The sequence below is a fragment of the Rhizobium sp. ZW T2_16 genome (assembly GCF_044987325.1).
In the GTDB taxonomy this organism is placed as follows: domain Bacteria; phylum Pseudomonadota; class Alphaproteobacteria; order Rhizobiales; family Rhizobiaceae; genus Neorhizobium; species Neorhizobium cellulosilyticum.
On the sequence record NZ_JBJDRG010000002.1, the window covers coordinates 1 to 23,257 of the forward strand.

A 23,257-nucleotide genomic window follows, 5' to 3' on the forward strand; every position below is an offset into this window, starting at 1 on the left:
AGATTTGTATAAGAGACGGGGGGGGAGGGTGGGGAGGGGACTTTGCGGCTCACTCCGCCGCCGGCCGGAACTGTGCATGCTCGGTGGACTCTCCCATCGCGGTCGTCGACGACAGCCCGCCGGTGATCGCCATCGACACGGCATCGAAATAACCGGTGCCGACTTCGCGCTGGTGTTTGGTCGCCGTATATCCGTTGATCTCGGAAGCGAATTCCGCCTCCTGCAGCTCTGAATAGGCGGCCATCTGCCGGTCCTTGTAACCGCGAGAAAGTTCGAACATGCCGAAATTCAGCTGGTGGAACCCGGCGAGCGTGATGAACTGGAACTTATAGCCCATCGCCCCCAGTTCCCGCTGGAATTTCGCGATCGTCGCGTCGTCGAGGTTCTTTTTCCAGTTGAACGACGGTGAGCAATTGTAAGCCAGCATCTTGCCCGGATGTTCCCGGTGCACGCCCTCGGCAAACTTGCGCGCCTGCTCCAGATCCGGTTTCGACGTCTCGCACCAGATCAGGTCGCAATGCGGAGCGTAAGCGACGGCACGGGCAATGCAGGGCTCAAGCCCGTTCTTCACTCGATAGAACCCTTCCGCCGTCCTCCCGGCATCGTAATCGACAAAGGGCCGGTCGCGCTCGTCGATATCCGAGGTCAGAAGCTTTGCAGCTTCCGCATCCGTGCGGGCAATCACCAGCGTCGGTACGCCCATGACGTCGGCGGCAAGCCGCGCCGCAGTCAGGTTGCGGATGTGCGCCGCAGTCGGGATCAGCACCTTGCCGCCCAGATGGCCGCATTTCTTTTCGGACGCCAGCTGGTCCTCGAAATGAACGCCCGCGGCGCCAGCCTCGATAAACGCCTTCATGATCTCGAAAGCGTTGAGCGGTCCGCCGAACCCGGCTTCTGCATCGGCAACGATCGGCGCAAACCACGTCTCGACCGAAAGCCCCTTGCCCTCGGACGTCTCGATCTGGTCGGCGCGTTGCAGGGTGCGGTTGATCCGCCGCGCCAGTTCCGGTGCCGCATTGGCCGGATAAAGCGACTGGTCCGGATACATCGAGGATGCGGTATTGCTGTCCGCCGCCACCTGCCAGCCGGAGAGATAGATGGCCTTTAAGCCCGCGCGCACCTGCTGCATCGCCTGATTGCCAGTCATGGCGCCGAGCGCATTGACGAAATCCTCAGCTTTCAAAAGCTCCCACAGCCGGTTCGCACCTTTTTCCGCCAGCGAATAACGGATCTCGATCGAGCCGCGCAGCCGCTGCACGTCCTCAGCCGAATAGGGGCGGGTGATCCCGTCGAACCGGCCGTCAGGCGCATTGGCAACGAGCTTGTAAAAATCTGTCATCTGTCTCTCTCCCACTGGTTTTGAACTTTGGATCAGGCCCGAAAGCTCATGTGAAATATTTACAGAATGACGAATGTTAATTCTATAAGTGCATGATATAAAAGAAGTTACGATGTCACGACTTACACAGAAGCGAGTTGAGTTTTGTAAATATTGTAAAATCGAAGCCGCGTAAAACTTTGACAGGAGGAGGTCTATAGTGGAGCGGAAGGTATTTGCGGGAGGCCGCGTCAGGCGGGTCCGGCTCGGGCTTGGTTTGACCCAGACCGCCATGGCAGGCGCGCTGGAAATCTCTCCCTCCTATCTCAACCTGATCGAGCGCAACCAGCGGCCGCTGACGGTGCAGCTTCTGTTGAAGCTCGCCTCCACCTACAAGGTGGATCTCGATGCGCTCCAGGGGGAGGGCGGCGGGCTTGCCCCCCAGCTGCGCGAAGTTTTTGCAGATCCGCTCCTGGCCGGTGAAATCCCCGGCGATCAGGAAATTGTCGAAGTCGCGGAAGCGGCGCCCAATGCGGCACTCGCCACGGTAAAACTCTATCGCGCCTATCGCGAACAGGCGGGCCGGCTTTCCGATCTCGCGGTCCTGCTGGCAAGCGAAGGCCGCGAGATGGCAACCAGCAGCAGCCGAATGCCGATGGATGAGGTGCGCCAGTCGCTGGAACGTCGCCCGAACTTTTTTCCCCGCCTGGAGGATGCGGCAGAGGCTCTGGCAAAGACCTTCTCCGCCGGAGACGACCTACCCTCCGCCCTACGCACATGGCTGAAGAACGAGCGTGGCATAACCGTCCGCACGCTTCCCTCTCACGTTATGCCGAGCTTGCGTCGCCGTTACGATCGCCACAGCATGCGGCTCTTCCTCTCGGAGCGCCTCTCGCCCTTCGATCGCAACCGGGAACTGGCGACTGAAGTCGCACTGCTGGCAATGGCGACGGAAATCGATGCGGAGCTGGACGGCCTGTCCCTGCAGACGGCAGAAGCCCGGCGTATCGCCCGCTTCGAGCTTGCCCGTTATGCGGCCCATGCGCTGCTCATGCCCTACGCGGCGTTTCTGGCGGCCGCACAGCGCGCCCGTTACGATATCGATATCCTGCGCGCCCGCTTCGATGTCTCCTTCGAACAGGCTGCAAACCGCCTGACCTCCCTCTGTCGGCCGGACGCTGCCGGTATTCCTTTCTTCCTCATGGAGATGGATCACGCTGGCAATGTCGTGCGTCGCGCGGGCGCCCAAGGCTTTCCGCAATCCCGCTTCGGTGGCCGTTGTCCCAAGCTCGGCATCCATTCCGCCTTTGCCGAGCCCGGCCGCATCCTCGTCGATCGCGTGGAGATGCCGGAAGAGGACGCCTTTCTCACCGTGTCGAGAACGCTGGAAGGTCCGCAGGCGGATTTCGGCGAGCGGATCCGACGTACGGCGATCCTCATCGGTTGCGATATCGGCTTTGCAGCCGATGTGGCCTATGCCGCGGCGCTGCCGGCCACCGGCTTTGCCGTCGAATCCGGCCCCGCCTGCCGCATCTGCGAGCGCAAGGCCTGTCTGTCGCGTGCCGAGCCGCCGATCACACGCCCGCTCGGGCTTGACGAAATGGTGACCGGCCTCAGCGCCTTCGACTTTCAGTAGCCCCTTGGGTAATTTGCACGACAAGCCTTGGGGGCAAGTCATTCCGCAGTGCACATTCCCACTTGTAGGTCGTAAAAATCCTTTCTACTCTCACGTTCAAATACAGAGGGAATTCCTGCGTGGGGGCACCCGCGGAGAAAAAAGAAACAGGAGAAATCATGAGAACCCACCTGCTTGGAATGGCGGCAGCACTTGCTGTTACCGCCCTTGGCTCCTCCGCTTTTGCGCAGGAAAAGGTCGTCCACGTCTATAACTGGTCGGACTATATCGATGAGTCCATTCTCGAGGATTTCACCAAGGAAACCGGCATCAAGGTCGTTTACGACGTTTTTGACAGCAATGATCTCGTGGAAACCAAGCTGCTTGCCGGCGGCTCGGGTTATGACGTCGTTGTCCCGACCGGTCCGTTCCTTGCCCGCCAGATCACGGCCGGAGTGTTCCAGAAGCTCGACAAGTCGAAGCTGCCGAACCTCACCAACATGTGGCCGCTCGTGTCCGAGCGTCTGGCAAAATATGATCCTGGCAACGAATATGCCGTCAACTACATGTGGGGCACCACCGGCATCGGCTATAATGTCGACAAGGTGAAGGCAGCGCTCGGCGATGTGCCGATCGACAGCTGGGACGTCCTGTTCAAGCCGGAAAACGCAGAAAAGCTGAAGTCCTGCGGCATCAACATTCTCGATGCCTCCGACGAAACGTTCGCCATCGCCATGAACTATGTCGGCAAGAACCCGGACAGCAAGGAAACTGCCGATCTGGAAGCCGGCGGCGAGGTCTTCAAGAAGATCCGTCCTTTCGTGAAGACGTTCAACGCCTCGGCCTATATAGATGAGCTCGCTAACGGCGACAGCTGCATCACCATCGGTTGGTCGGGCGACGTGCTGCAGGCGAAGTCGCGCGCCGAAGAAGCTGGCAACGGCGTCAAGGTCGAGTTCGTCATCCCCAAGGAAGGCACCTATATGTGGTTCGACAACCTCGCGATCCCGGCGGATGCGAAGAATGTCGAAGAGGCGCACGCCTTCATCAACTACCTGATGAAGCCGGAAGTCATCGCCAAGGCCTCCAACTATGTCCAGTATGCCAACGGCAACCTTGCCTCGCAGAAGTTCGTCGATAAGGAAGTGCTGGAAAATCCGTCGGTCTATCCGCCGGAAGATGTGGTGGCAAAGCTCTTCACCATCTCGCCTTACGGACCCAAGGAACAGCGCGTGCTGAATCGGGTCTGGACGCAGATCAAGACCGGCAGCTGATAGCTGACAATCCAAGGGCGGGCTTTTACCCGCCCTTTCAGTTTCCAAGGATCGCAAGCGGGGCAAGGCATGGCGAAAACTCTCGGACCGGTAAAACGCAAATTCTCTCCCTGGACCGATCCGAATGCGGTCCCCTTCATCCGCTTCGAGAATATCACCAAACGCTTCGGCGATTTTGTTGCCGTCGACAACCTCACGCTTGATATCTACGAGAAGGAATTCTTCTCGCTGCTTGGCCCTTCCGGCTGCGGAAAGACGACGCTGATGCGCATGCTCGCCGGCTTCGAGGAGCCGACGGAAGGCCGCATTCTTCTGCAGGGGCAGGACATTCGTGGCGTCCCGCCCTATCGCCGCCCGACGAATATGATGTTCCAGTCCTATGCGCTTTTTCCGCATATGACGGTGGAGAAGAACATCGCCTTCGGTCTCGAACAGGACAATATGCCGAAGGGCGAGATTACCGCCCGCGTTCAGGAAATGCTCAAGCTCGTCAAGCTCGAACAGTTCGCCAAACGCAAGCCGAACCAGCTTTCCGGCGGTCAGCGCCAGCGCGTTGCTCTCGCCCGTTCGCTCGCCAAGCGTCCCAAGGTGCTGCTGCTCGACGAGCCGCTCGGCGCGCTCGACAAGAAGCTGCGCGAGGAAACCCAGTTCGAGCTGATGGACCTGCAGCACACGCTCGGCATGACCTTCCTTATCGTCACCCACGACCAGGAAGAAGCGATGACCGTGTCCGACCGGATCGCAGTCATGGACAAGGGCATCATCATGCAGGTGGCGACCCCGGCTGAAATCTACGAGGCGCCGAACAGCCGCTACGTCGCGGATTTCATCGGCGACATCAACATCATCGAAGGCAAGATTGCCGACACCGCAAGCGCGCTCGGCGCACCGGGCACGGTAAGGATCGAAAGCGAAGGCCTGTCGATCGCCGTCGATCAGGAATGCCAGGCTGTTAAAGGCGATCATGTCGCCTTCGCTGTTCGTCCGGAAAAGGTGCGAATCTCGCTGGATGCTCCGGCCGATAGTTCCACCAATGCGTTTTATGGCGAGGTCTGGGATATCGGCTATCTCGGCGATTTCTCGCTCTTCATCGTCCGCTCCGAGGATGGCCGTTTCCTGCGTGCGGCCCAGGCCAATGTTTCGCGTCTCGTCGATCGGCCGATCACCTTTGGCGATATGGTCTGGCTCACCTGGTCGCGCGATGCCGGCCTCGTCCTGACGCGATAGGGAAGGGGAGCGAACATGGCCAATGTCGCGGAAACCAATCCTGTCAGCAATGCCGCGACCAGTACCGGAGGTCCGTCCTGGACGCGCTGGCTGGTCGTCGTCGTGCCCTATATCTGGCTCATCCTGTTCTTCGTCGCGCCGTTCCTTATCATCTTCAAGATCTCGCTGTCGGATACGGCCATCGCCATGCCGCCCTATCTGCCGACCTTCGATGGTTTCGGCAATCTTGGCGAATTCTTTTCCGAGCTGGATTTCGAGAACTATATCTTCCTGACCGAAGACCCGCTCTACATCTGGTCCTATCTGTCGTCGCTCAGGATCGCGGCGATCTCGACGCTGCTGCTGTTGCTGATCGGCTATCCGATGGCGCTCGCCATGGCCCGCGCCCCGACCTCGATCCGCCCGACGCTGGTCATGCTGGTGATCCTGCCCTTCTGGACCTCGTTTCTCATCCGCGTCTACGCTTGGATCGGCATCCTCAAGCCGGATGGCCTGCTGACGCTTCTCCTCCAGACGATCGGACTGATGGGACCGGACCAGCAGGTGCAGATCTTCCGCACCGATTATGCCGTCTTCATCGGCATCGTCTATTCCTATCTGCCCTTCATGGTCCTGCCGCTCTATTCGGCGTTGGAAAAGATGGATCATTCGTTGCTGGAAGCCGCAAGCGATCTCGGCTGCCCGCCCTGGAAAGCTTTCTGGAAGATCACTTTCCCGCTCTCCATACCGGGCGTCATTGCCGGCGCGATGATCTGCTTCATCCCGATCACCGGCGAATTCGTCATCCCGGATCTTTTGGGCGGTGCCGATACGCTGATGATCGGCAAGACGCTCTGGACCGAATTCTTTGGCAATCGTGACTGGCCGCTCGCCTCTGCCGTCGCCGTCGTCCTGCTGATCATGCTGGTCGTGCCGATCATGATCTTCCAGAACCAGCAGAAGAAGGTGGTGTGATGAGATCTCCCCGTTTCGACGCCACCGTTCTCACCCTCGGTTTCGCCTTTCTCTACATCCCGATCATCATCCTGATCGTCTACTCGTTCAACGCTTCAAGGCTGGTCACGGTCTGGGGTGGCTTCTCGCTGAACTGGTACTCCGCGATGTGGTCGAACCAGGGCTTGATGGATGCAGCCTGGGTCACGGCTCGCGTCGGCGTCCTGAGTGCCACGCTCGGCACAATCCTTGGCACTCTGGCGGCATTGGCGCTCACCCGCTTTGCCCGCTTCCCCGGCCGCATGGCCTTTTCCGGCATGATCTACGCCCCGCTGGTCATGCCCGAAGTCATCACTGGCCTGTCGCTGCTCCTGCTCTTCGTCGCAATGGGTGTCGATCGCGGCTTCTGGACGGTCACGATCGCGCATACGACCTTCACCATGTGTTATGTGGCGATCGTCGTGCAGTCGAGGCTCCTGACCTTCGACCGCAGTCTGGAGGAGGCAGCGCTCGATCTCGGCTGCCCGCCGGTCAAAACCTTCTTCAGGATCACCCTGCCGCTGATCCTGCCCGCAGTCATCGCTGGCTGGATGCTCGCCTTCACCTTGTCGCTCGATGACCTCGTCATCGCGAGCTTCAACACTGGTCCGGGCGCAACAACACTGCCGATCAAGATCTATTCGCAGGTCCGCCTCGGTGTGACGCCGGAAATCAACGCCATCTGCACCATCCTCATTGGTCTTGTAACGATCGGCGTCATCGCCGCATCCCTCACCACCAAGCGCGCCGAGTTGAGGCGCGTCCGCGACGAGCATCTGGCGATCCGCGGCGCGGAAAGCTGATAGGCGGAACCGGGTTTTATTCGCCGGGCTTGGCGGCCGGCACGTTCATCGGCCAGAGGATCGGCGTCGGCCACGCTCCGCCGATGAAGAAGTTTAGCGGCGGGTTTGCATCCTTCGGTGTGATCGTGGCCGAGAGCGCGAGGCTGCTGTTTGCAAGCGGCACGGCCCCGGTCAGCGCAATCGTTTCGTTGCGCCCGGCAATCTCGGTGTCCTGAAGGTCGGCAATTCCGTTGCGGATAGTGGCCGTCGCCTTCATGCTGTCGAATTCGATGGAGCCCGTTGCAGCGTCGCTAAGCGAGAAATAGGGTTTTCGGATTGCTAGCTGGCGAATAGCCGACAGGTCCATGCCGGTCAGATTGCCGGAGCCTGTCTGGAAGCTGACCGTCCCGGTCGCTGCGTTCCAGGCGTCGCGCGTGATCGGGCGTGGCACATCCAGCGAAATGTCGAGCGATCCCTGTGCTGCAGGCAGCGGGCCTTTGAGCTGCAGCTGTTGTGCGATCGTCGCGAAATCGACGCCCCGGACGGCCGCGCGGAAGGCGACGCTTTGTTCCTCGCCCCGGGCGCTGGAATTCGCATTAAGGGTGGTGATCCGCCCCGTCATGCGACCCGGTTTTAGATCGCTATCGAGAATATCGAGGCGGAACTGCTGAGTCACATTCATCAGCCCAAGCGCAACATCATAAAGCTGGAGACCGCCCAGCGAGGCGATTTGTGAAGAAAGCCTCATATCGAGGTCCATATTCGTCACAAGCGACGGCAGCGCTTGCACATCCTTGCTGATCGTCGGCTCCAGAGCGATAAGCAGGCGACGCAGGTCCATATGATCGAAGGCAAGCGTGCCCGAAAGCTTCGGCGGCGAGGAGGCGGGGATGTCGAGCTCCAACAAACCGGTCGCATTCTCCTCGTTCAGCCCGAGCGAAAGCTCCTCGAACCTCATTTCCTGGCGGTCTGCAATCAACCGGGCCGAAACCGATGCCGATTGCAGTCCATCCACCAGGCGTGGATCGATCTCGAACCAGCGTAGCGCAGCAGGCATGTCCGATGCCCGAAGCTCGGCATTGCCGGAGAAATAACCTCGCGGCGTCAGGCTTGCGACGCCGTCGAACTTTGCAAACCCGATGTCGGCACTGGCCGTTCCCTCGAAATCTCCGCTTCTACCATCGAGAAGCAGCAGCGGCTGTGTGCTGCGAATATCGAGGCCGATCCTTTTGCCGCGGACAACGGCATCCCCGCGGATGATGGCGGTATCGGAAAGACGAGGCCAATCCATCATGCCGTTGATGGCATCGAAGCGGACGACACTTCCATCTGTTTCGCGGATGATATCGAGAATGCCGTTGCGAAACTGTACCTCGCCAATCGGTGCATCCAGCGCCTGATCGAGCCTCTGCCGGTCGCCATTGGCCGAAACTTTCGCCATGGCATCGACCAGCTGTCCGCCATTGGCCCAATGAAGCCGCTCGTCCTTGTCGCGGCTCATGAAAAGGTGTGGTTCGTTAAGGCGGAAATCCTCAAAGACCGGCTGGCCAAGCAAGGCTTCCATCAAGTCGAACGAGGCGGACAGTTCCTTGATCGTTGCCAGTATCTGCCGTCCGCCATGTTCATCGTTATGAATGGTGATGTCGGTAAGCGTGACTTCCGGATGCGGCCAGAACCGAATTGTGGAGATGCCGCCGATTGTGGCGTTATTCCCGGTCCACCGTTCTACCGACTGTTCGATGCTTTCCCGCACCAGACTGGTGGAAATCAGGAAAGGCGTGACGATCCTGAAAATCGCGCCCACCGCAAGGATCATCGCAAGCGCAATCAGCACCGTTCGACCAACTGGCCGGCGTGCATGCCTGCGGAATGTCTGGGCGGCTTTCGTGAACATGCAAGGCGCATATAGGAAATGGCTGCAGGGCGCAATTCGGGCATCGAAACGACAACGTCATGTACTTCATTGTCGCATGCGACATGTTATACATTTCCTGTCGCCCCGGCATGGAGGTGCCCGCGGCAAGAGGAGGCCGGCAGATGCCGGAAAGGGAGGACTATGCTCGAACAGGAAAAGCCGCTCTGGATCATGCCCGAAGAGAAGCGGCATGAAACACCCCTTTATCGGTTCATCCGCTGGTGCGAGGCGCGCCATGCCACCAAATTTGCCGATTATGACGCCTTTCATTCATGGTCGATCGATGAAAGCGAACATTTCTGGTCGGCGATCTGGGATTTCTGCGGCGTCAGGGGAGAGCGTGGCGAAATCGTGCTGGCAAACGGGGAAGATATGCTGGCCGCACGTTTTTTTCCCGAAGCTTCGCTCAACTTTGCGGAAAACCTGCTTGCCCATGCCGGTGAGGGATCCGAGGAAGCACTGATTTTTCGCGGAGAAGACAAGGCCCGTTACAGCTGGTCGTGGGACAGGCTGCGCTCGGAAGTCTCGAAGCTCCAGCAGACCTTTCGCGCCATGGGTATCGGCAAAGGGGATCGCGTTGCGGCAATGATGCCGAACATGCCCGAAACCATCGCCTGCATGTTGGCCACTGCCTCGCTTGGCGCCATCTGGTCGTCCTGTTCCCCCGATTTCGGTGAGCAGGGCGTGCTCGACCGCTTCGGCCAGATCGAGCCCAGGCTTTTCATCACCTGTGACGGTTACTGGTATAACGGCAAACAGCAGGATGTTTCCGCCAAGCTGAAGGTGGTGACCGCCCGCCTTGGCGTGCCGGTCATCGTCGTGCCCTATCTTGGCAAGGCGGCAACGCTGGCCGCCGACTTGACGGACTCACGCACTTACCCCGATGTAATCGCCGCCTATCAGGAAAAGCCGCTCGAATTTGTCCAGCTGCCGTTTTCCCATCCGCTCTACATCCTGTTTTCCTCTGGCACGACCGGCATCCCGAAATGTATCGTCCATTCTGCCGGCGGCACCTTGCTGCAGCATCTGAAGGAGCATCGGCTCCACTGCGGCATAGAGCCGGGAGAAAGGCTCTTCTATTTCACCACCTGCGGCTGGATGATGTGGAACTGGCTGGCTTCGGGCCTCGCGGTTGGCGCGACGCTGTGCCTCTATGACGGCTCGCCCTTTGCTCCCGATGGCAACGTGCTCTTCGATTTTGCTCAGGATGAAAAGTTTGCCGTCTTCGGCACGGCGGCAAAATATATCGATTCATTGCGCAAGTCCGGCATCGTGCCGAAGGAAAGTCATGATCTGTCATCGCTGCGCCTGATGACCTCAACCGGTTCGCCGCTGTCTCCTGAAGGATTTTCCTTTGTTTATGAAGGCATCAAGCAGGATATGCATCTTGCATCGATCTCCGGCGGCACCGACATCGTCTCGTGTTTCGTGCTGGGCAATCCGTTAAAACCCGTCTGGAAGGGCGAGATTCAGGGGCCGGGACTGGGGCTTGCCGTCGATATATGGAACGACGACGGCGAGCCGGTACGCGGCGAGAAGGGCGAACTGGTTTGCACCAAAGCCTTCCCCTCAATGCCGGTCGGGTTCTGGAACGACCCGGACAAGTCGAGATACAGGGCCGCTTATTTCGAGCGTTTCGACAATGTCTGGTGCCACGGCGATTTCGCCGAATGGACAGCGCATGGCGGGCTGATCATTCATGGTCGCTCGGATGCGACGCTCAATCCTGGCGGCGTGCGCATCGGCACGGCCGAAATCTACAATCAGGTCGAGCAGATGGAGGAAGTGTCAGAAGCCATCTGTATCGGCCAGGATTGGCACAATGATGTGCGCGTCGTGTTGTTCGTCCGGCTCGCCAATGGGTTGTCGCTCGATGAGGATCTTGCCAAGGCAATACGTACCCGTATCCGCAATGGCACGACGCCCCGCCATGTCCCCGCCAAGGTCATACAGGTATCGGATATTCCGCGAACCAAATCCGGCAAGATCGTCGAACTTGCAGTGCGCGATGTCGTTCACGGCAGGCCCGTCAAAAACAAGGAAGCACTCGCCAATCCCGACGCGTTGAAACAGTATGAAAACCTTGCAGAACTTGGCACGTGATCTTGCTGCAATGCAGCAATACATCGCGATGATCCGGATCGGGACAGGTTTAAGCTCTTGTTGAGTGACGTTCCTCAATTCTGGGGCAAAATGTCCGGTTAAGGGCTATAAAGCTGACACACGATGAGATTTTGAGGCGGGACGTCTTTTACTTCTATCGTTGTTCAACAGCACAATGACTTGAGGGCAGCCGAGGCTGCCCCTTTTTTATAGCGGTATACACGCATTGCGTGAATAGGTGATTCTGTATCGCGTTTTTGGCGTGTCGTTAGCTCGCCAGAACCCGCTGCGACGGGAAGGTGATCTCCACCAGCGTTCCCTCGTTCGGCACCGAGGTAATGGCGAAATTCGCCCGGTTCGCATCCACCATCGCTTTTGTCAGTGGCAGCCCAAGGCCCGTGCCGTCACCCCGTTTGCGGGATGCTCCCGCCACCTGCCGGAATGGCTTCATCGCCAATTCCAGCTCGGCGCGGTTCATGCCGATACCGGTATCGCGAATTCTCAGCACGACGCTGCCATTCGTCTCATAGGCGGTGGAGACGACGATCTGACCGCCCGATGGCGTAAACCGGATGGCGTTGGACAGGATGTTGAGCACGATCTGCTTGATCGAGCGCAGATCGGCCACCACCTGCGGCACGGCTTGCGACAGTGCCGTGCGTATGATCACCCGCTGGCCGTTTGCCTGCGGCTGCACAAGCGAGACCGCTTCCGACACCGTTTCGTCCAGGCCGACAGCGACGAAATCGAGATCAAGCTCTCCCGCCTCGATCTTGGAAATATCGAGCAGGTCGTTGACGATATCGAGCACATGCCGGCCCGAGCGGCCGATATCGTTCGAATATTCGATATAGCGGGGGTGGCCGACAGGCCCGAGCCGTTCCGATGCCATCATGTCGGCAAAGCCGATAATGGCATTCAGTGGCGTGCGAATCTCGTGGCTCACATGTGCAAGGAACTCGCTCTTGTGCGCATTGGCCGTTTCCGCGGCGCGTTTTGCGGTGCGCAGCTCGTCTTCGGTCCGTTTCCACTGGGTGATGTCGCGGATGACGGCGCAATAGCCGTTGGATGACGTCAATCGGCCGATCGTCATGAAAAGGGGAAGGAACCCGCCGGATGCCTCGCGGCCGATCACTTCACGACCGTCGTTCAGCACGCTCGCCACGCCATGGCCGGAAATCCCGGAGAGATAGTCGAGGATTGCCCGCTGGCTTTCATGCGCAAAAAGCGTGACGAACGGCTTGCCGTTGATCTCTTCGCCATCGAAGTTGAACAGCGCGCTTGCCGCTCGGTTCATCGATCGGACTTCCCTGTCGGATCCGATGATGACGACGCCGTCGGTGGCGGTCTCCAGAATGGCCCGCAGCTCCTCCACCTCGACCTGCAGTTTCGCCAATTGGTCGGCGGTGCGGATCGGGCGCAGCGGCAACACTTCCGCCGTGGTGTTTTCTGGCGGCTCCGCTTCGGCGGCAACCGGCATCAGCGCCAGCATCAATGCCGATGTCTCATTGAAGCGGATCGACTGAAGCCTTGCCGTCACGGGAACGATCACGTCGTCGGCGCGCACCACCACCATGCCGCCGGCATGCGTGGTCTTGTCTTCCAGTTCCTGCCGCTGCAACAACGCATCAAGTCCGCCGACATCACCAAGCGCCTCTAGTGAAGGATAGCCGGTCAGTTTCAGGAATTCGCCGTTGGCGTGGATCAGTCGATCACCGGCATGCACTAGAAGTGCTACCGGCATCTGGTCGATGATATCCTCCGAAAGGCCGGTGCGATCGCGGCCGGGCAGCATGGCGGCGAGAGCTGCGGCATCCACCGCTTCCTCGTGCTCGATCTCATTCTCGGGGCGGTCCTCGGTTGCTTCCGTCGGCTCGTTGTCGAACAACGTGACGACGATGTTATCGGAAGTCTCCGACCCGTCGGTCACCTCAAGCGTCTCATCCTCGTGAAATGCCTGGGCATCTTCCGGCAGTTCTTCGTCAACCTGTTGCGTTTCGTCGTCGTCGGTCGGCAGGGACTGCTCAACCTCGCCATTCGCCTCGGAAACGAGGTCTTCGTTCGTGCTGGTGACGTCCTTGCTGAAAGCCGCAACATCCTCCGGCAGATCGGATGCGGTGGTGTCTGCAGTAATAACCTTATCACCGAGGGCTTCGTCGCTTTCGGTCTCCAGATCCTCGGCTGGTTTCACGAAATCATCCAGACGTCGGGCAATTTCCTGAAAGTTTGCCTGCTCGCCGGGACTCAGCCGTGAGCGTCGCTCCTCAAGCTGGATCACCTTGTCCCATTGCCGTCTGCCCGGCGTTTCGGTCAGCGTCAGGGCTGGGGGCTCGCCTTCCGGCCAGTCAACGGTCTTGGCCGGGTCTTCAGCTGTGTCCGCATCAACGGTATCCACATCCGGTTCGTTGTCCGTTTCACCCGGCATCGGCATGTCGTCATCGGCGAAAGAGCTCGCTTCGACATCTGCCTCTTCATTCGATGTGTCGCCAATCTCATCGAACGCTGCCGTTTCCGCGTTCTCGTCGCTTGCCGCAGGGACAGTATCGGCATTCTGGTTTTCGGCCGGTTGCTCGAGAACCTCTTCCAATTGCTCGGAAGCTTGCAATTCATTCTGTTCTGCTTCGAGCGGCTTGGTTGCTAGGTCTGCCTCTGCTCCCCCCAATGAAAGGCCAGCGGCGTGCGGGTCTTCGGCTGCGTCGCCCATCCGAACGATGCCGAAGCCGCGGAACCCGTCAAATTCGCGTGCTCTCGTGTAAGTCGGGAGCGCTGCCAGATCGACCGGCACCACGAGCGAGGTTCCCTCTACCGGCCACCAGATCGTCTTGCCTGACCATGTGTCCCGACGGCCAAGCAATTCGCCGATCTTGCCGTCCGGATCGAGATTGAAGAGTGCGGCGAGATCGGAAAATGCCATGCCCGAAATATCGGCTGCATGCGGCCCGACAGCCTGGGCGAATTCCTTCGACACTTCGCTGAACCGGCCGGCGGCATCGATTTTCCAGACGAAGCGCACCGTTCCGAGCGGACGTGATGCCGGCTCTGCCTGTTGCATATGCGGCAACGGTTCGACGTGGTCTTCGGCGATGTTTATGCCTTCATCCCCCGGCGCCTCTGCCTCAGACGTGGTGGCTGGCACGGTTTCGTCATCATGCTCTTCGTGCGATCCGAACGTCGCGACCTCGTCGTCATCGGTTTCAATGTCGACAGCCACGTCCGCGTCGCCCGACAGGTCTGCCGGAATGCGATTTTCTCCGCTCACGATCTCTTCGGCAGAAATGTCCTGCGCAACGGTTTCGGCATCCCGCTCAGCAGCTGTGGTGCCGTCGAACGTCTTCGCATCCGGTTCGCCGCTCTCGGTGAAAACCTCGTTTGCTTCATCAGCAGGGGCCAGATCTTCAGTCTTCACATCCCCGCTCTCGATGTCTTCAATGCGGGAAACCGGCGAAGGCGTGTCCGAAGCCTCTTCCACCGTGACCTTTTCTGCAGCGGTCTCGGCGAAGGCATCAGCTTCGGTTTCTGTCTCGTGTCCACCCGTCTCCACGTAGGCCGCATCGCTCTCATCGGCCGCGCCCGTCGTATCGTCGAGTGAGATTTCTTCCTCCGTTTCGGGATTGTCCTCGATCGCGGCGACGGCGCTCAGCGCATCTTCGTAGTCAGGCAAGGCGACGCTATCAGCGGCGATTTCTTCCGCGGCATGCGTGGCATTCACCGCCGCAGCCTGCATTTTTGCGGCTCCCACGACGAACAGAAGATTAAGTGCAGGCTCTTCCGACACCTGGCCGATCGCAGCAGGCAGATATCCGCTGGCGGTCGCGATCGGGCGCTTGATCAGTCGGTGACGGTCATTGCCGACCATCGAGACAAGCATGCGCGTCGTCTGGATGGAAAGGGTGAGCGCTGCAAACTGGCCGGATGCAGCCAGAATGTTACCATCGCCATCGAGCACGGCCATATGCGTGTCGGGATCGTCAAAGCCTTCGATCAGGCGGGCAGCACATTCCTTGAGCGGCAGGTTTTGGCTGTCCACCGGCACGGAAAGAAGGATGCACGGCTTGTCCTGAACCCGGATCATTTCGCAGCGCGCCTGCACAGCCACGCGCAGAAACCCGGAAGCGATGCGAACGGTAAACGTGCGCCTGTCGCCCACCGACTGCAGCGAGCGTGCGACAGGCTCCACCTGGCGAAACATCAGTTCGCCGCGGTCGAGCCCCTGGTCGAGAAAATCATAGATTGAGCCGAAGCCAAAAAGTGCGGCACCCCGGCCATTTGCCCATGAGACCGATCTGAGATCCGCCGAGAACAGAACGACGGCCATACCCGCGGCAAATGCCTCTCGCACACGCTCGTGTACGGCGACATCGATGAATGGGTATTGCACGTCCGACATGGGCAAGCCTGTGAAATTACGTGTCGGCCTATAAGGCCATGGAATTAACCTCTTGTTAATATCCCTCCCCTTCGACAGGGTCCACATGGGAGAACAGGAACGCGTAAACAGGGTTAACGTCGGTCGGTTGTGCTGCACTGCAAATATTGCAATGCACAATAGCATCGGCTATATTTACGGCAGAACAGGTTCGGCGATGCCTGTTTTTTCGCCGGACCGGATCTTTTTGGAGGAAAAGATTGTGGCTTATTCTGACGATATCTTCTCGTTCTCTGCATTCGATCCGGCAAAGCTGACGCAAAGCTGGCACGAGTTTGCAGAGCAAAGCACGACCCATTCCCATGACGCCTACGGTAAGATGAAAACGGCGGCGGCGGAAGCCTCCCGCACGGTTGAATCCACAATCCATTCTGCCCAGGCCGGCTCTATGGAATTCGGCTTGAAGGCAATCGACGCACTTCGCACCAATACCGAAATGTCGCTCTCCCATATGGAGCAGTTGATCGGGGCCAAGTCCTTTTCCGAAATGATGGAATTGCAGACTGCTTTCGTCCGCAAGCAGGCGGAGTTTACCGTCGAGCAGGTGAAGGTGATGCAGGACGCCGCGCAAAAGGTTGCAGGCGAAGTCTCAAGGCCCGGCCGGCAAGCCGCCGAAAAAGCCATGGACGCCTTCAAGCCGTCCTGATCGCCAGGTTCTTCGGCAACCTTGTCCACATCCTCGCGGCGGACTTGATCACAAGGATCGAATTTGTCAGATTGAAAGGACTTGCAATCTTCATTCGATGGCCGTATGTGACCGGTCAACATCGCTTCGGCGGTTTATGCGGTTGTAGCTCAGTTGGTTAGAGCGCAGGTTTGTGGCACCTGAGGTCGGTGGTTCGACCCCACTCAACCGTACCATTCCCCTCTCTCAGTAAGTCTATAAGTCACTAGGACTTACGGGGAGAGGGGAATTATCCTTCCCCGATATCCCGGTCCATTTGTGCACGCGCGTAATGCGTTGGCGGCATGCCGACAAATCGGGTGAACGCGATGCTGAAGGCGCTGGCGGAGCCGTAGCCGACACGATCGGCGATCTCCTTGATGCCTTCATCGCCACGTCTGAGCAGTTTTTTCGCGATCGCCATCCTCCAGGAGAGCAGGTATTCGATCGGCGCGACGCCCATCGCCTTGCGAAAGCGTTCGAAAAAGACCGATCGGGATAGAGCCGCTTCGCCGGCCAGTTTCTCAACCGTCCAGTCATGCTTCGGGTCTGCATGTATCTTGCGAAGCGCCGCCGCCAGCCGCTCGTCGGAAAGCCCGCGAAGCAGGCCGGGAGAGGCGCTGCCGCCGGACGCCGACCGAAGCGCCTCGATCAGCAGCACTTCGAGAAGCCGCGTCAGCACCATGTCGCGCGCCGGCTTTTCTTCCTTCGCTTCGTTCCGGATCAGTTGAACGATGGTGGCGAACTGCCTTTCCCCGCGCACATGCACCAGTCGCGGCAGCAGCGATACAAGAAGGCTGGCATCCGGGGATCCGAACGCAAGTCCGCCGACAAGCATGCGCATATTGGCCGGTCCGTCCGGATCGCCGTGCCGGGTCTCCTCATCGCGCCTGGTAACGGCGAAATGCGCGGCATTTTCCGGATCGACCGGCTCGATACTCGACATGGTAAAGTCGCAGGCGGCGGGGATCAGAATGAAGTCGCCGGCCCGCAGTTCTATCGGTTCCTCTCCGGGAGCCGACAGCCGTGCTGCACCTTCGAGAAGGACGCAGAAAAGCGGCCGGGCCGTCGCCGGAGCATCGACGCGCCATGGGCCGGAGCCGCTCGCCATCTTCGAAAACGGCAGGCTTGGCTGAAGCAGGGCCACCACATCTGCGAACGGATCGGTCAATTCAGGACTTTCAAAAATGAATTGAGGACGATCGATTGTAGTACGTCCTGGCTTCAATATCTACTTTCATGACCAGACAACATGAAAGGAACAACCATGAAGACTGTTCTCATCACCGGCTGCTCGTCTGGTTTCGGCCTCGATATCGCAAAACTGTTTCTCGATCGCGACTGGAAGGTGATCGCGACTATGCGCACGCCGCGTGAGGACCTGCTGCCGATATCCGAAAACCTGCGCATACTCCCCCTCGAAGTCAGAAGCGATGAAAGCGTCGCAAGGGCTATCGAAGCGGCCGGCCCGATCGACGTCCTTGTCAACAATGCCGGCATCGGCTGGCTGAACGCGCTCGAAGGCACGCCGGTCGATGTCATCCGCGATATCTTCGAGACCAACACGATCGGCACGATGCGCATGGCGCAGGCCGTGCTTCCGCAGTTCCGCGAAAGGAGGGCGGGGCTGATCGTCAATGTCACGTCGGCGGTCACCATGAAGCCGCTGCCGCTTCTGTCGGTCTATACGGCGAGCAAGGCCGCGGTGAATGCGTTTACGGAATCGCTTGCACTCGAACTCGAACCATTCGGCATTGATGTGAAGATCGTGCTTCCGGGCGCGGCACCAGCCACCAGTTTCGGCAAGACCGCGATCTCCCGTATGGAAGGGCATGGTGGTTTCCCCGAAGCCTATGCGGGATATGCAAATGAGGTGTTTGGCGAGATGAGGCAGAGAACCGAGGTCACGCTGCCGATGGATGTCGCACAAGCCGTCTGGCGTGCAGTGACCGATCCGTCATCCCCGAAGCGGCTGCCGGCTGGCACCGATGCGGTGGCGCTCGCCAATTCGCAGGCCTGACGCAACAAAAATCCGCCGGGTCGCTTTCGATCCGGCGGATATGTTCGAAGACGACGGTCACTCTTAGCCGAAGGCCGATGCCAGCCGCTGGCCCAGCGCACGTGCCGGCGATGGCTCCCTCCTGTCCCGCAGGTCAGCATTGTTGATGGCCCGAACTGATGCTTCCGCATCAAGCTTGAACTGGGCAAGCAGGGCGGTCAGCTCGGCAGCCTGCGAAGCAAGGCTGTAGGTCGCGGCGGTTGTCTCTTCCACCATCGATGCATTTTTCTGCGTACCCTGGTCCATCTGGTTGACCGCGGAGTTGATCTCCGAAAGCCCGGTAGACTGCTCGCGTGTGGACGATACGATGGCCGAGACGCTCCGGTTGATTTCCTGCACTTCCGATACGATCGTGTGCAGCGCCGTGCCGGTTTCTCCGACCAGCGCCACCCCGTCGCGCACCTGCGCGCTCGACTTGGTGATCAGGTTCTTGATCTCCTTGGCGGCATTCGCCGAACGTTGAGCCAGTTCGCGCACCTCCTGTGCGACGACGGCAAACCCCTTGCCTGCGTCGCCCGCCCGCGCGGCCTCTACGCCGGCGTTCAGCGCCAGCAGGTTGGTCTGGAAGGCGATATCGTCGATCACGCCGATAATGTTGCCGATTTCGGATGACGATTTCTCGATCTCCTGCATCGCCAAAACGGCCTTGCGAACGATCTCTCCGGAGCGTTCGGCACCATCATGGGCCTTTTTCACCAGTTCGCCGGCCGTGCTTGCCTGCGCGGCGGAATCCTTGACGGCGGTAGTCACCTGTTCCAGTGCTGCGGCGGTCTCTTCCACTGATGCAGCCTGCTGTTCCGTGCGCTTTGACAGGTCTTCCGTTGCCGCACGAATTTCGCTCGCGCCGGCATCGATCATCTTGGCGTTGTCGCCAACCGACCGCAGTGCTGCCTGAAGTCTGGTGATGGACTCGTTGAAGTTCAGCCGAACCTTGTCCAGTTCACCGGCAAACGGGGTAGCCAGACGGTAGGTCACATCGCCTTCGGCAAGATGGTTCAGGCCGCGGGCGATATCATCCACCGCGAACTTCACCTCCGCTGCTTGCCTTGCACTTTGCTCCTCGCGCGCCTGTCGTTCCTGTTCTGTAAGCCGGCCATTGGCTTCCGCTTCGCGTTCCAGCCGCTCGCGCTCGATGGCGTTGTCGCGGAATACCGAAACAGCGGCTGCCATGTCGCCGATCTCGTCCTTGCGATCCCGATGCGGGATCTGATGCTCTGTATTGCCGGCCGCGAGTGCGTTCATCGACAGGGTGATGCTGGCGATCGGCCGCGCGATCCAGCGGAAGCCGAGCAGGGCGGCAATCCCGCCGACCACGCCGACGATGACCACCAGGATAACCGTTGTCACCAGCGACGAACTCGCTGTTGCCTTTGCCTCACTGACTGCCGCTTCTCCGGTTGCCTTGTTCAGGCTGACCATTTCGGCAAATAGCTTGACGGCTTCTCCACCCATGACCGTCATCTGTTGCACATGTTTCTTGGCCGCAGCCATGTCGCCTTCACCCAGCAGGGTAACAAGACGCCCGCCTGCCGCTTCATAGGTGTCGATTGCGGCTTCCGTGGCCTGATATTTGGCACGCATAGTGTCTGTCGTCAGACTGGCGCCATAGGCTTCGAATGCTTTGTTGCGTGCGGCATATGCCGCCTTCAGCACGGCAAGCGCGCTGGCGCGTTCCTCCTGCGTCGAAGTGCTGAGCAGCAGTGCGACGTTGCGGCGGACATCGCCGAAAAGACGTTCCATTTCGCCCATCTGGGTTGCCCGCGAAACCCGTTCGCCGACGGTGTCGACCTGGGCCTGGAGAGAATTGACCGCGAGAATGGAAAAGGCGCCCTGGACAATTCCGAGCGTGACGACGAGGCCGAATAACAATGGTAAAAGTGTTTTAATCTGAATTTTTGCAAACATAACCGGGTCCTTGGATGTGCCGTGCATTCTTGTGTTGTGCGCGTGCCCGTTGAGATTTGTGACAGTTTTGCTAACAAAGGGCTTACAGCGGGCTGTGCACCGCTGCGGCTTGTTGCCTCAAATCTGACAAAGTATCATAAAAATTGATTTAACATTTTCTTGTCCATTCCTGCCGTCGATTGGCATGCGGCAGGCACAAAAAATGGGCCGCTTAGTCGGCGGCCCAGTCTGGTATTGCCATATCGGTGGGATATCATCCCACCGGTTCGCCTATGATCAGGCGGTAAGACCCGTCCATTTCCAGTCGCGGATTTCCGGCATGTCTTCACCGTATTCCTGCACATGGGCCGTATGCAGTGCGAGCTTGCCCTTGAGCATTTCGATCACATGCGGAACCTTTTCCTTCAGCTCCGGCACCCGTTCGATGGCTTCGAGCGCCAGGTGATAGCGGTCGAGCTGGTTCAGCACCGTCATGTCGAAAGGCGTCGTGGTCGTGCCTTCCTCGACAAAGCCGCGAACGTGCATGTTGCGGTGGTTGTTGCGCTTATAGGTCAGCCGGTGGATGAGATACGGGTAACCGTGATAGGCGAAGATGACAGGCCGTTCGGTGGTGAACAGCTTGTCGAACTCCTCGTCCGTCAGGCCATGCGAATGCTCTTCCTTCGCCTGCAGCGTCATCAGGTCGACGACGTTGACGACGCGGATCTTCAGTTCGGGGATCGCCTCGCGCAGGATCATCACGGCGGCGAGAGTTTCCATTGTCGGCACGTCGCCGGCGCAGGCCATCACCACATCCGGCGCAATCGCATCATCCTCGTTGCTGGCCCAATCCCAGACCCCGATGCCTGCCTCGCAATGCCTTGTCGCATCCTCGATCGAAAGCCATTGCGGCTCCGGCTGCTTGCCGGCCACAATGACGTTGATGCGGTCCCAGGTATTCAGGCAATGGTCAGCCACCCACAGAAGCGTATTGGCATCCGGCGGCAGGTAGATGCGCACCACGTCCGCCTTCTTGTTGGCAACGTGATCGAGGAAGCCCGGATCCTGATGCGAAAAGCCGTTATGGTCCTGCCGCCACACATGCGAGGTGAGCAGGTAGTTGAGCGAGCTGATCGGCTTTCTCCACTCGAGATGACGCGTCACCTTCAGCCACTTGGCATGCTGATTGAACATCGAGTCAATGATGTGGATGAAGGCTTCGTAGCAGGAGAAGAAGCCGTGACGGCCGGTGAGCAGATAACCTTCCAGCCAGCCCTGGCACAGGTGCTCGGAAAGCACTTCCATCACCCGTCCGTCTGGCGCGAGATGCACGTCATAGGGCTCGATCTTTTCCATCCACACCCGGTCGGTTGCTTCGAAGACCGGGCCAAGCCGATTGGAATCCGTCTCATCCGGCCCGAAGACCCGGAAATTCTTCTCCGTGTCGTTAAGCTTCATCACGTCGCGCAGATATTTGCCCAGCACTTCCGTCGTCTGGACGATCTTTTCGCCCGGTACCGTCACATCAACAGCGTAGTCGGAAATCGGCGGGCATTTCAGCTCCTTGCGCAGGATGCCGCCATTGGTATGCGGGTTTGCCCCCATACGGCGGTTGCCGGTTGGCGCAAGGGCTTTCAGTTCCGCTTTCAGGCTTCCGTCCGCATTGAACAGGTCTTCCGGATTGTAGCTCCGCATCCAGTCTTCCAGAACCTTGCGGTGGCTGTCGTTTTCGCGGCATGTGGCAACCGGAACCTGGTGCGCGCGCCAGAAATCCTCGACCTTCTTGCCGTCGACTTCCTTCGGTCCCGTCCATCCCTTGGGGCTGCGCAGGATGATCATCGGCCAACGCGGTGCCTGGGTGGAGAGTGTGCCCGAGCGCGCCTCTTCCTGGATCGCGCGGATCATGTCGGTCGCCAGATCCATCGCATCCGCCATCAGCCGGTGCATCGCCTCCGGCTCGTTACCTTCGACGAAGATCGGCGCATAGCCATGGCCTTCGAACAGCTTTCTCAGGTCGTCATGCGGAATGCGCGAAAGCACGGTCGGGTTGGCGATCTTGTAGCCGTTGAGATGCAGGATCGGCAGAACCGCGCCGTCGCGGGCTGGGTTGAGGAATTTGTTGGACTGCCAGCTTGCCGCCAGCGGCCCGGTTTCGGCCTCGCCGTCACCCACCACGCAGGCGACGATCAGGTCCGGGTTGTCGAAGGCTGCACCATAGGCATGCACCAGCGCATAACCCAGTTCGCCGCCTTCATGAATGGAGCCGGGCGTTTCAGGTGCGACATGGCTCGGCACGCCACCGGGGAAGGAGAACTGCCGGAACAGCTTGCGCATGCCTTCTTCGTTTTCAGCAATCTCCGGATAGACTTCGCTGTAGATGCCTTCCATCCAGGTATTGGCGACCATGCCCGGCCCGCCATGTCCCGGTCCGCATATATAGATGACGTCGAGATCGCGGCTTTTGATCACCCGGTTGAGATGCGTGTAGATGAAGTTGAGGCCGGGGGTCGTGCCCCAGTGGCCGAGGAGTCGCGGTTTGATATGCAGCGGCTGAAGCGGCTCACGCAGGAGCGGGTTTTCCAGAAGATAGATTTGACCGACCGAAAGATAATTGGCCGCTCGCCAGTACCGGTCCATCAATTCCACTTCCGCCTGCGACAGTTGCGTGCGCGGACGGGTGGGGTCGAAATATTCGGCCTGCGAAAATGCGGCGTCCTTTTGGACCAAATGTTGCTGCATTGAAAACTCCTCTCTTTTTCCTCACCTCTGATGCTAATCGATTTAGATGATCTGTTTCATGACATGGATCATGGACTGGCGGATTGTCCGCCTCTCAAGAGGCATCGCGCTTCCAGCAATGTGGATGCTTTTTGTGACAATCAATCAACTCTTGCGCGATGGACGTCAGGATAGGGCAGGGGCTGACGATTGCCAGCTTTCAGCGCGACATTTCTGGCTTCGGTCTCCCGTTGCCGCCAGTCGGGCCTGACCATTCGCCGCGCACAAACTCCGTGCGTT

Annotated in this window: 14 protein-coding genes and 1 tRNA gene; 9 read left to right on the forward strand and 6 right to left on the reverse strand. The window is 59.3% G+C overall.

Features of this window, described 5'->3' with window-relative positions:
• Positions 1-49 precede the first annotated feature (49 nt).
• Entirely contained in the window at positions 50-1,339 is a 1,290-nt protein-coding gene (aceA, locus tag ACI3K0_RS05535) for an isocitrate lyase (RefSeq protein ID WP_206824057.1), read from the reverse strand.
• Positions 1,340-1,535: 196 nt separating this feature from the next.
• On the opposite strand from aceA, the gene ACI3K0_RS05540 reads away from it, so the two are divergent.
• The 5 genes from ACI3K0_RS05540 to ACI3K0_RS05560 all read left to right on the forward strand — a co-directional run bounded on the left by ACI3K0_RS05540 (position 1,536) and on the right by ACI3K0_RS05560 (position 7,209).
• Positions 1,536-2,954: a helix-turn-helix transcriptional regulator gene (locus ACI3K0_RS05540; protein WP_183824096.1), complete on the forward strand. Its 1,419-nt coding sequence runs from the start codon at positions 1,536-1,538 to the stop codon at positions 2,952-2,954.
• A gap of 158 nt (positions 2,955-3,112) precedes the next feature.
• The gene (locus ACI3K0_RS05545) at positions 3,113-4,207 is read left to right on the forward strand and encodes a polyamine ABC transporter substrate-binding protein (protein WP_148148114.1); all 1,095 of its coding nucleotides are present in this window, start codon (positions 3,113-3,115) and stop codon (positions 4,205-4,207) included.
• Between the two features lie 69 nt (positions 4,208-4,276).
• On the forward strand, positions 4,277-5,434 hold the full coding sequence (locus tag ACI3K0_RS05550) for an ABC transporter ATP-binding protein (RefSeq protein ID WP_183823245.1): 1,158 nt from the start codon (positions 4,277-4,279) through the stop codon (positions 5,432-5,434).
• A gap of 15 nt (positions 5,435-5,449) precedes the next feature.
• Complete coding sequence (locus ACI3K0_RS05555; RefSeq protein ID WP_183823243.1) at positions 5,450-6,388, forward strand: ABC transporter permease subunit; 939 nt, start codon at positions 5,450-5,452, stop codon at positions 6,386-6,388.
• Complete coding sequence (locus ACI3K0_RS05560; RefSeq protein ID WP_183823241.1) at positions 6,388-7,209, forward strand: ABC transporter permease; 822 nt, start codon at positions 6,388-6,390, stop codon at positions 7,207-7,209. Before ACI3K0_RS05555 ends, ACI3K0_RS05560 begins: the two co-directional genes overlap by 1 nt.
• 16 nt (positions 7,210-7,225) lie before the next feature.
• Here ACI3K0_RS05560 and ACI3K0_RS05565 read toward each other — a convergent pair whose 3' ends face one another.
• Complete coding sequence (locus ACI3K0_RS05565; protein WP_183823239.1) at positions 7,226-9,082, reverse strand: AsmA-like C-terminal region-containing protein; 1,857 nt, start codon at positions 9,080-9,082, stop codon at positions 7,226-7,228.
• A gap of 162 nt (positions 9,083-9,244) precedes the next feature.
• Between ACI3K0_RS05565 and ACI3K0_RS05570 the strand changes: the two genes are divergently transcribed.
• A complete protein-coding gene (locus tag ACI3K0_RS05570) occupies positions 9,245-11,206 on the forward strand; it encodes an acetoacetate--CoA ligase (RefSeq protein ID WP_183823237.1) in 1,962 nt (653 codons plus the stop codon).
• A gap of 268 nt (positions 11,207-11,474) precedes the next feature.
• Here ACI3K0_RS05570 and ACI3K0_RS05575 read toward each other — a convergent pair whose 3' ends face one another.
• On the reverse strand, positions 11,475-15,593 hold the full coding sequence (locus tag ACI3K0_RS05575; RefSeq protein WP_183823235.1) for an ATP-binding protein: 4,119 nt from the start codon (positions 15,591-15,593) through the stop codon (positions 11,475-11,477).
• A gap of 196 nt (positions 15,594-15,789) precedes the next feature.
• Between ACI3K0_RS05575 and ACI3K0_RS05580 the strand changes: the two genes are divergently transcribed.
• Positions 15,790-16,278 (forward strand): phasin family protein, encoded by a 489-nt coding sequence (locus ACI3K0_RS05580; RefSeq protein WP_183823233.1) that lies wholly within the window; start codon positions 15,790-15,792, stop codon positions 16,276-16,278.
• 138 nt (positions 16,279-16,416) lie between these two features.
• Positions 16,417-16,493: transfer RNA gene (locus ACI3K0_RS05585), tRNA-His, on the forward strand.
• Positions 16,494-16,546: 53 nt separating this feature from the next.
• On the opposite strand, the gene ACI3K0_RS05590 is transcribed toward ACI3K0_RS05585, so the two are convergent.
• On the reverse strand, positions 16,547-17,467 hold the full coding sequence (locus ACI3K0_RS05590) for an AraC family transcriptional regulator (RefSeq protein ID WP_183823231.1): 921 nt from the start codon (positions 17,465-17,467) through the stop codon (positions 16,547-16,549).
• 96 nt (positions 17,468-17,563) lie between these two features.
• Here ACI3K0_RS05590 and ACI3K0_RS05595 point away from each other — a divergent pair, with 96 nt between their 5' ends.
• Positions 17,564-18,316, forward strand: coding sequence for an SDR family oxidoreductase (locus ACI3K0_RS05595; protein ID WP_183823230.1), 753 nt, complete (start codon positions 17,564-17,566; stop codon positions 18,314-18,316).
• Between the two features lie 63 nt (positions 18,317-18,379).
• Here ACI3K0_RS05595 and ACI3K0_RS05600 read toward each other — a convergent pair whose 3' ends face one another.
• Together ACI3K0_RS05600 and ACI3K0_RS05605 are read right to left on the reverse strand one after the other, a co-directional pair.
• A complete protein-coding gene (locus tag ACI3K0_RS05600; RefSeq protein WP_148148105.1) occupies positions 18,380-20,260 on the reverse strand; it encodes a HAMP domain-containing methyl-accepting chemotaxis protein in 1,881 nt (626 codons plus the stop codon).
• Positions 20,261-20,536: 276 nt separating this feature from the next.
• Positions 20,537-22,978, reverse strand: a complete 2,442-nt coding sequence (locus tag ACI3K0_RS05605; RefSeq protein ID WP_183823228.1) for a phosphoketolase — start codon at positions 22,976-22,978, stop codon at positions 20,537-20,539.
• Between the last annotated feature and the right edge of the window lie 279 nt (positions 22,979-23,257).

Bases quoted from the DNA above. Each gene is read 5' to 3' on its own strand.
- aceA (WP_206824057.1), bottom strand. From the start codon at position 1,339: ATGACAGATTTTTACAAGCTCGTTGCCAATGCGCCTGACGGCCGGTTC.
- ACI3K0_RS05545 (WP_148148114.1), top strand. From the start codon at position 3,113: ATGAGAACCCACCTGCTTGGAATGGCGGCAGCACTTGCTGTTACCGCC.
- ACI3K0_RS05550 (WP_183823245.1), top strand. From the start codon at position 4,277: ATGGCGAAAACTCTCGGACCGGTAAAACGCAAATTCTCTCCCTGGACC.
- ACI3K0_RS05555 (WP_183823243.1), top strand. From the start codon at position 5,450: ATGGCCAATGTCGCGGAAACCAATCCTGTCAGCAATGCCGCGACCAGT.
- ACI3K0_RS05560 (WP_183823241.1), top strand. From the start codon at position 6,388: ATGAGATCTCCCCGTTTCGACGCCACCGTTCTCACCCTCGGTTTCGCC.
- ACI3K0_RS05565 (WP_183823239.1), bottom strand. From the start codon at position 9,082: ATGTTCACGAAAGCCGCCCAGACATTCCGCAGGCATGCACGCCGGCCA.
- ACI3K0_RS05570 (WP_183823237.1), top strand. From the start codon at position 9,245: ATGCTCGAACAGGAAAAGCCGCTCTGGATCATGCCCGAAGAGAAGCGG.
- ACI3K0_RS05575 (WP_183823235.1), bottom strand. From the start codon at position 15,593: ATGTCGGACGTGCAATACCCATTCATCGATGTCGCCGTACACGAGCGT.
- ACI3K0_RS05580 (WP_183823233.1), top strand. From the start codon at position 15,790: ATGCCTGTTTTTTCGCCGGACCGGATCTTTTTGGAGGAAAAGATTGTG.
- ACI3K0_RS05595 (WP_183823230.1), top strand. From the start codon at position 17,564: ATGAAGACTGTTCTCATCACCGGCTGCTCGTCTGGTTTCGGCCTCGAT.
- ACI3K0_RS05600 (WP_148148105.1), bottom strand. From the start codon at position 20,260: ATGTTTGCAAAAATTCAGATTAAAACACTTTTACCATTGTTATTCGGC.
- ACI3K0_RS05605 (WP_183823228.1), bottom strand. From the start codon at position 22,978: ATGCAGCAACATTTGGTCCAAAAGGACGCCGCATTTTCGCAGGCCGAA.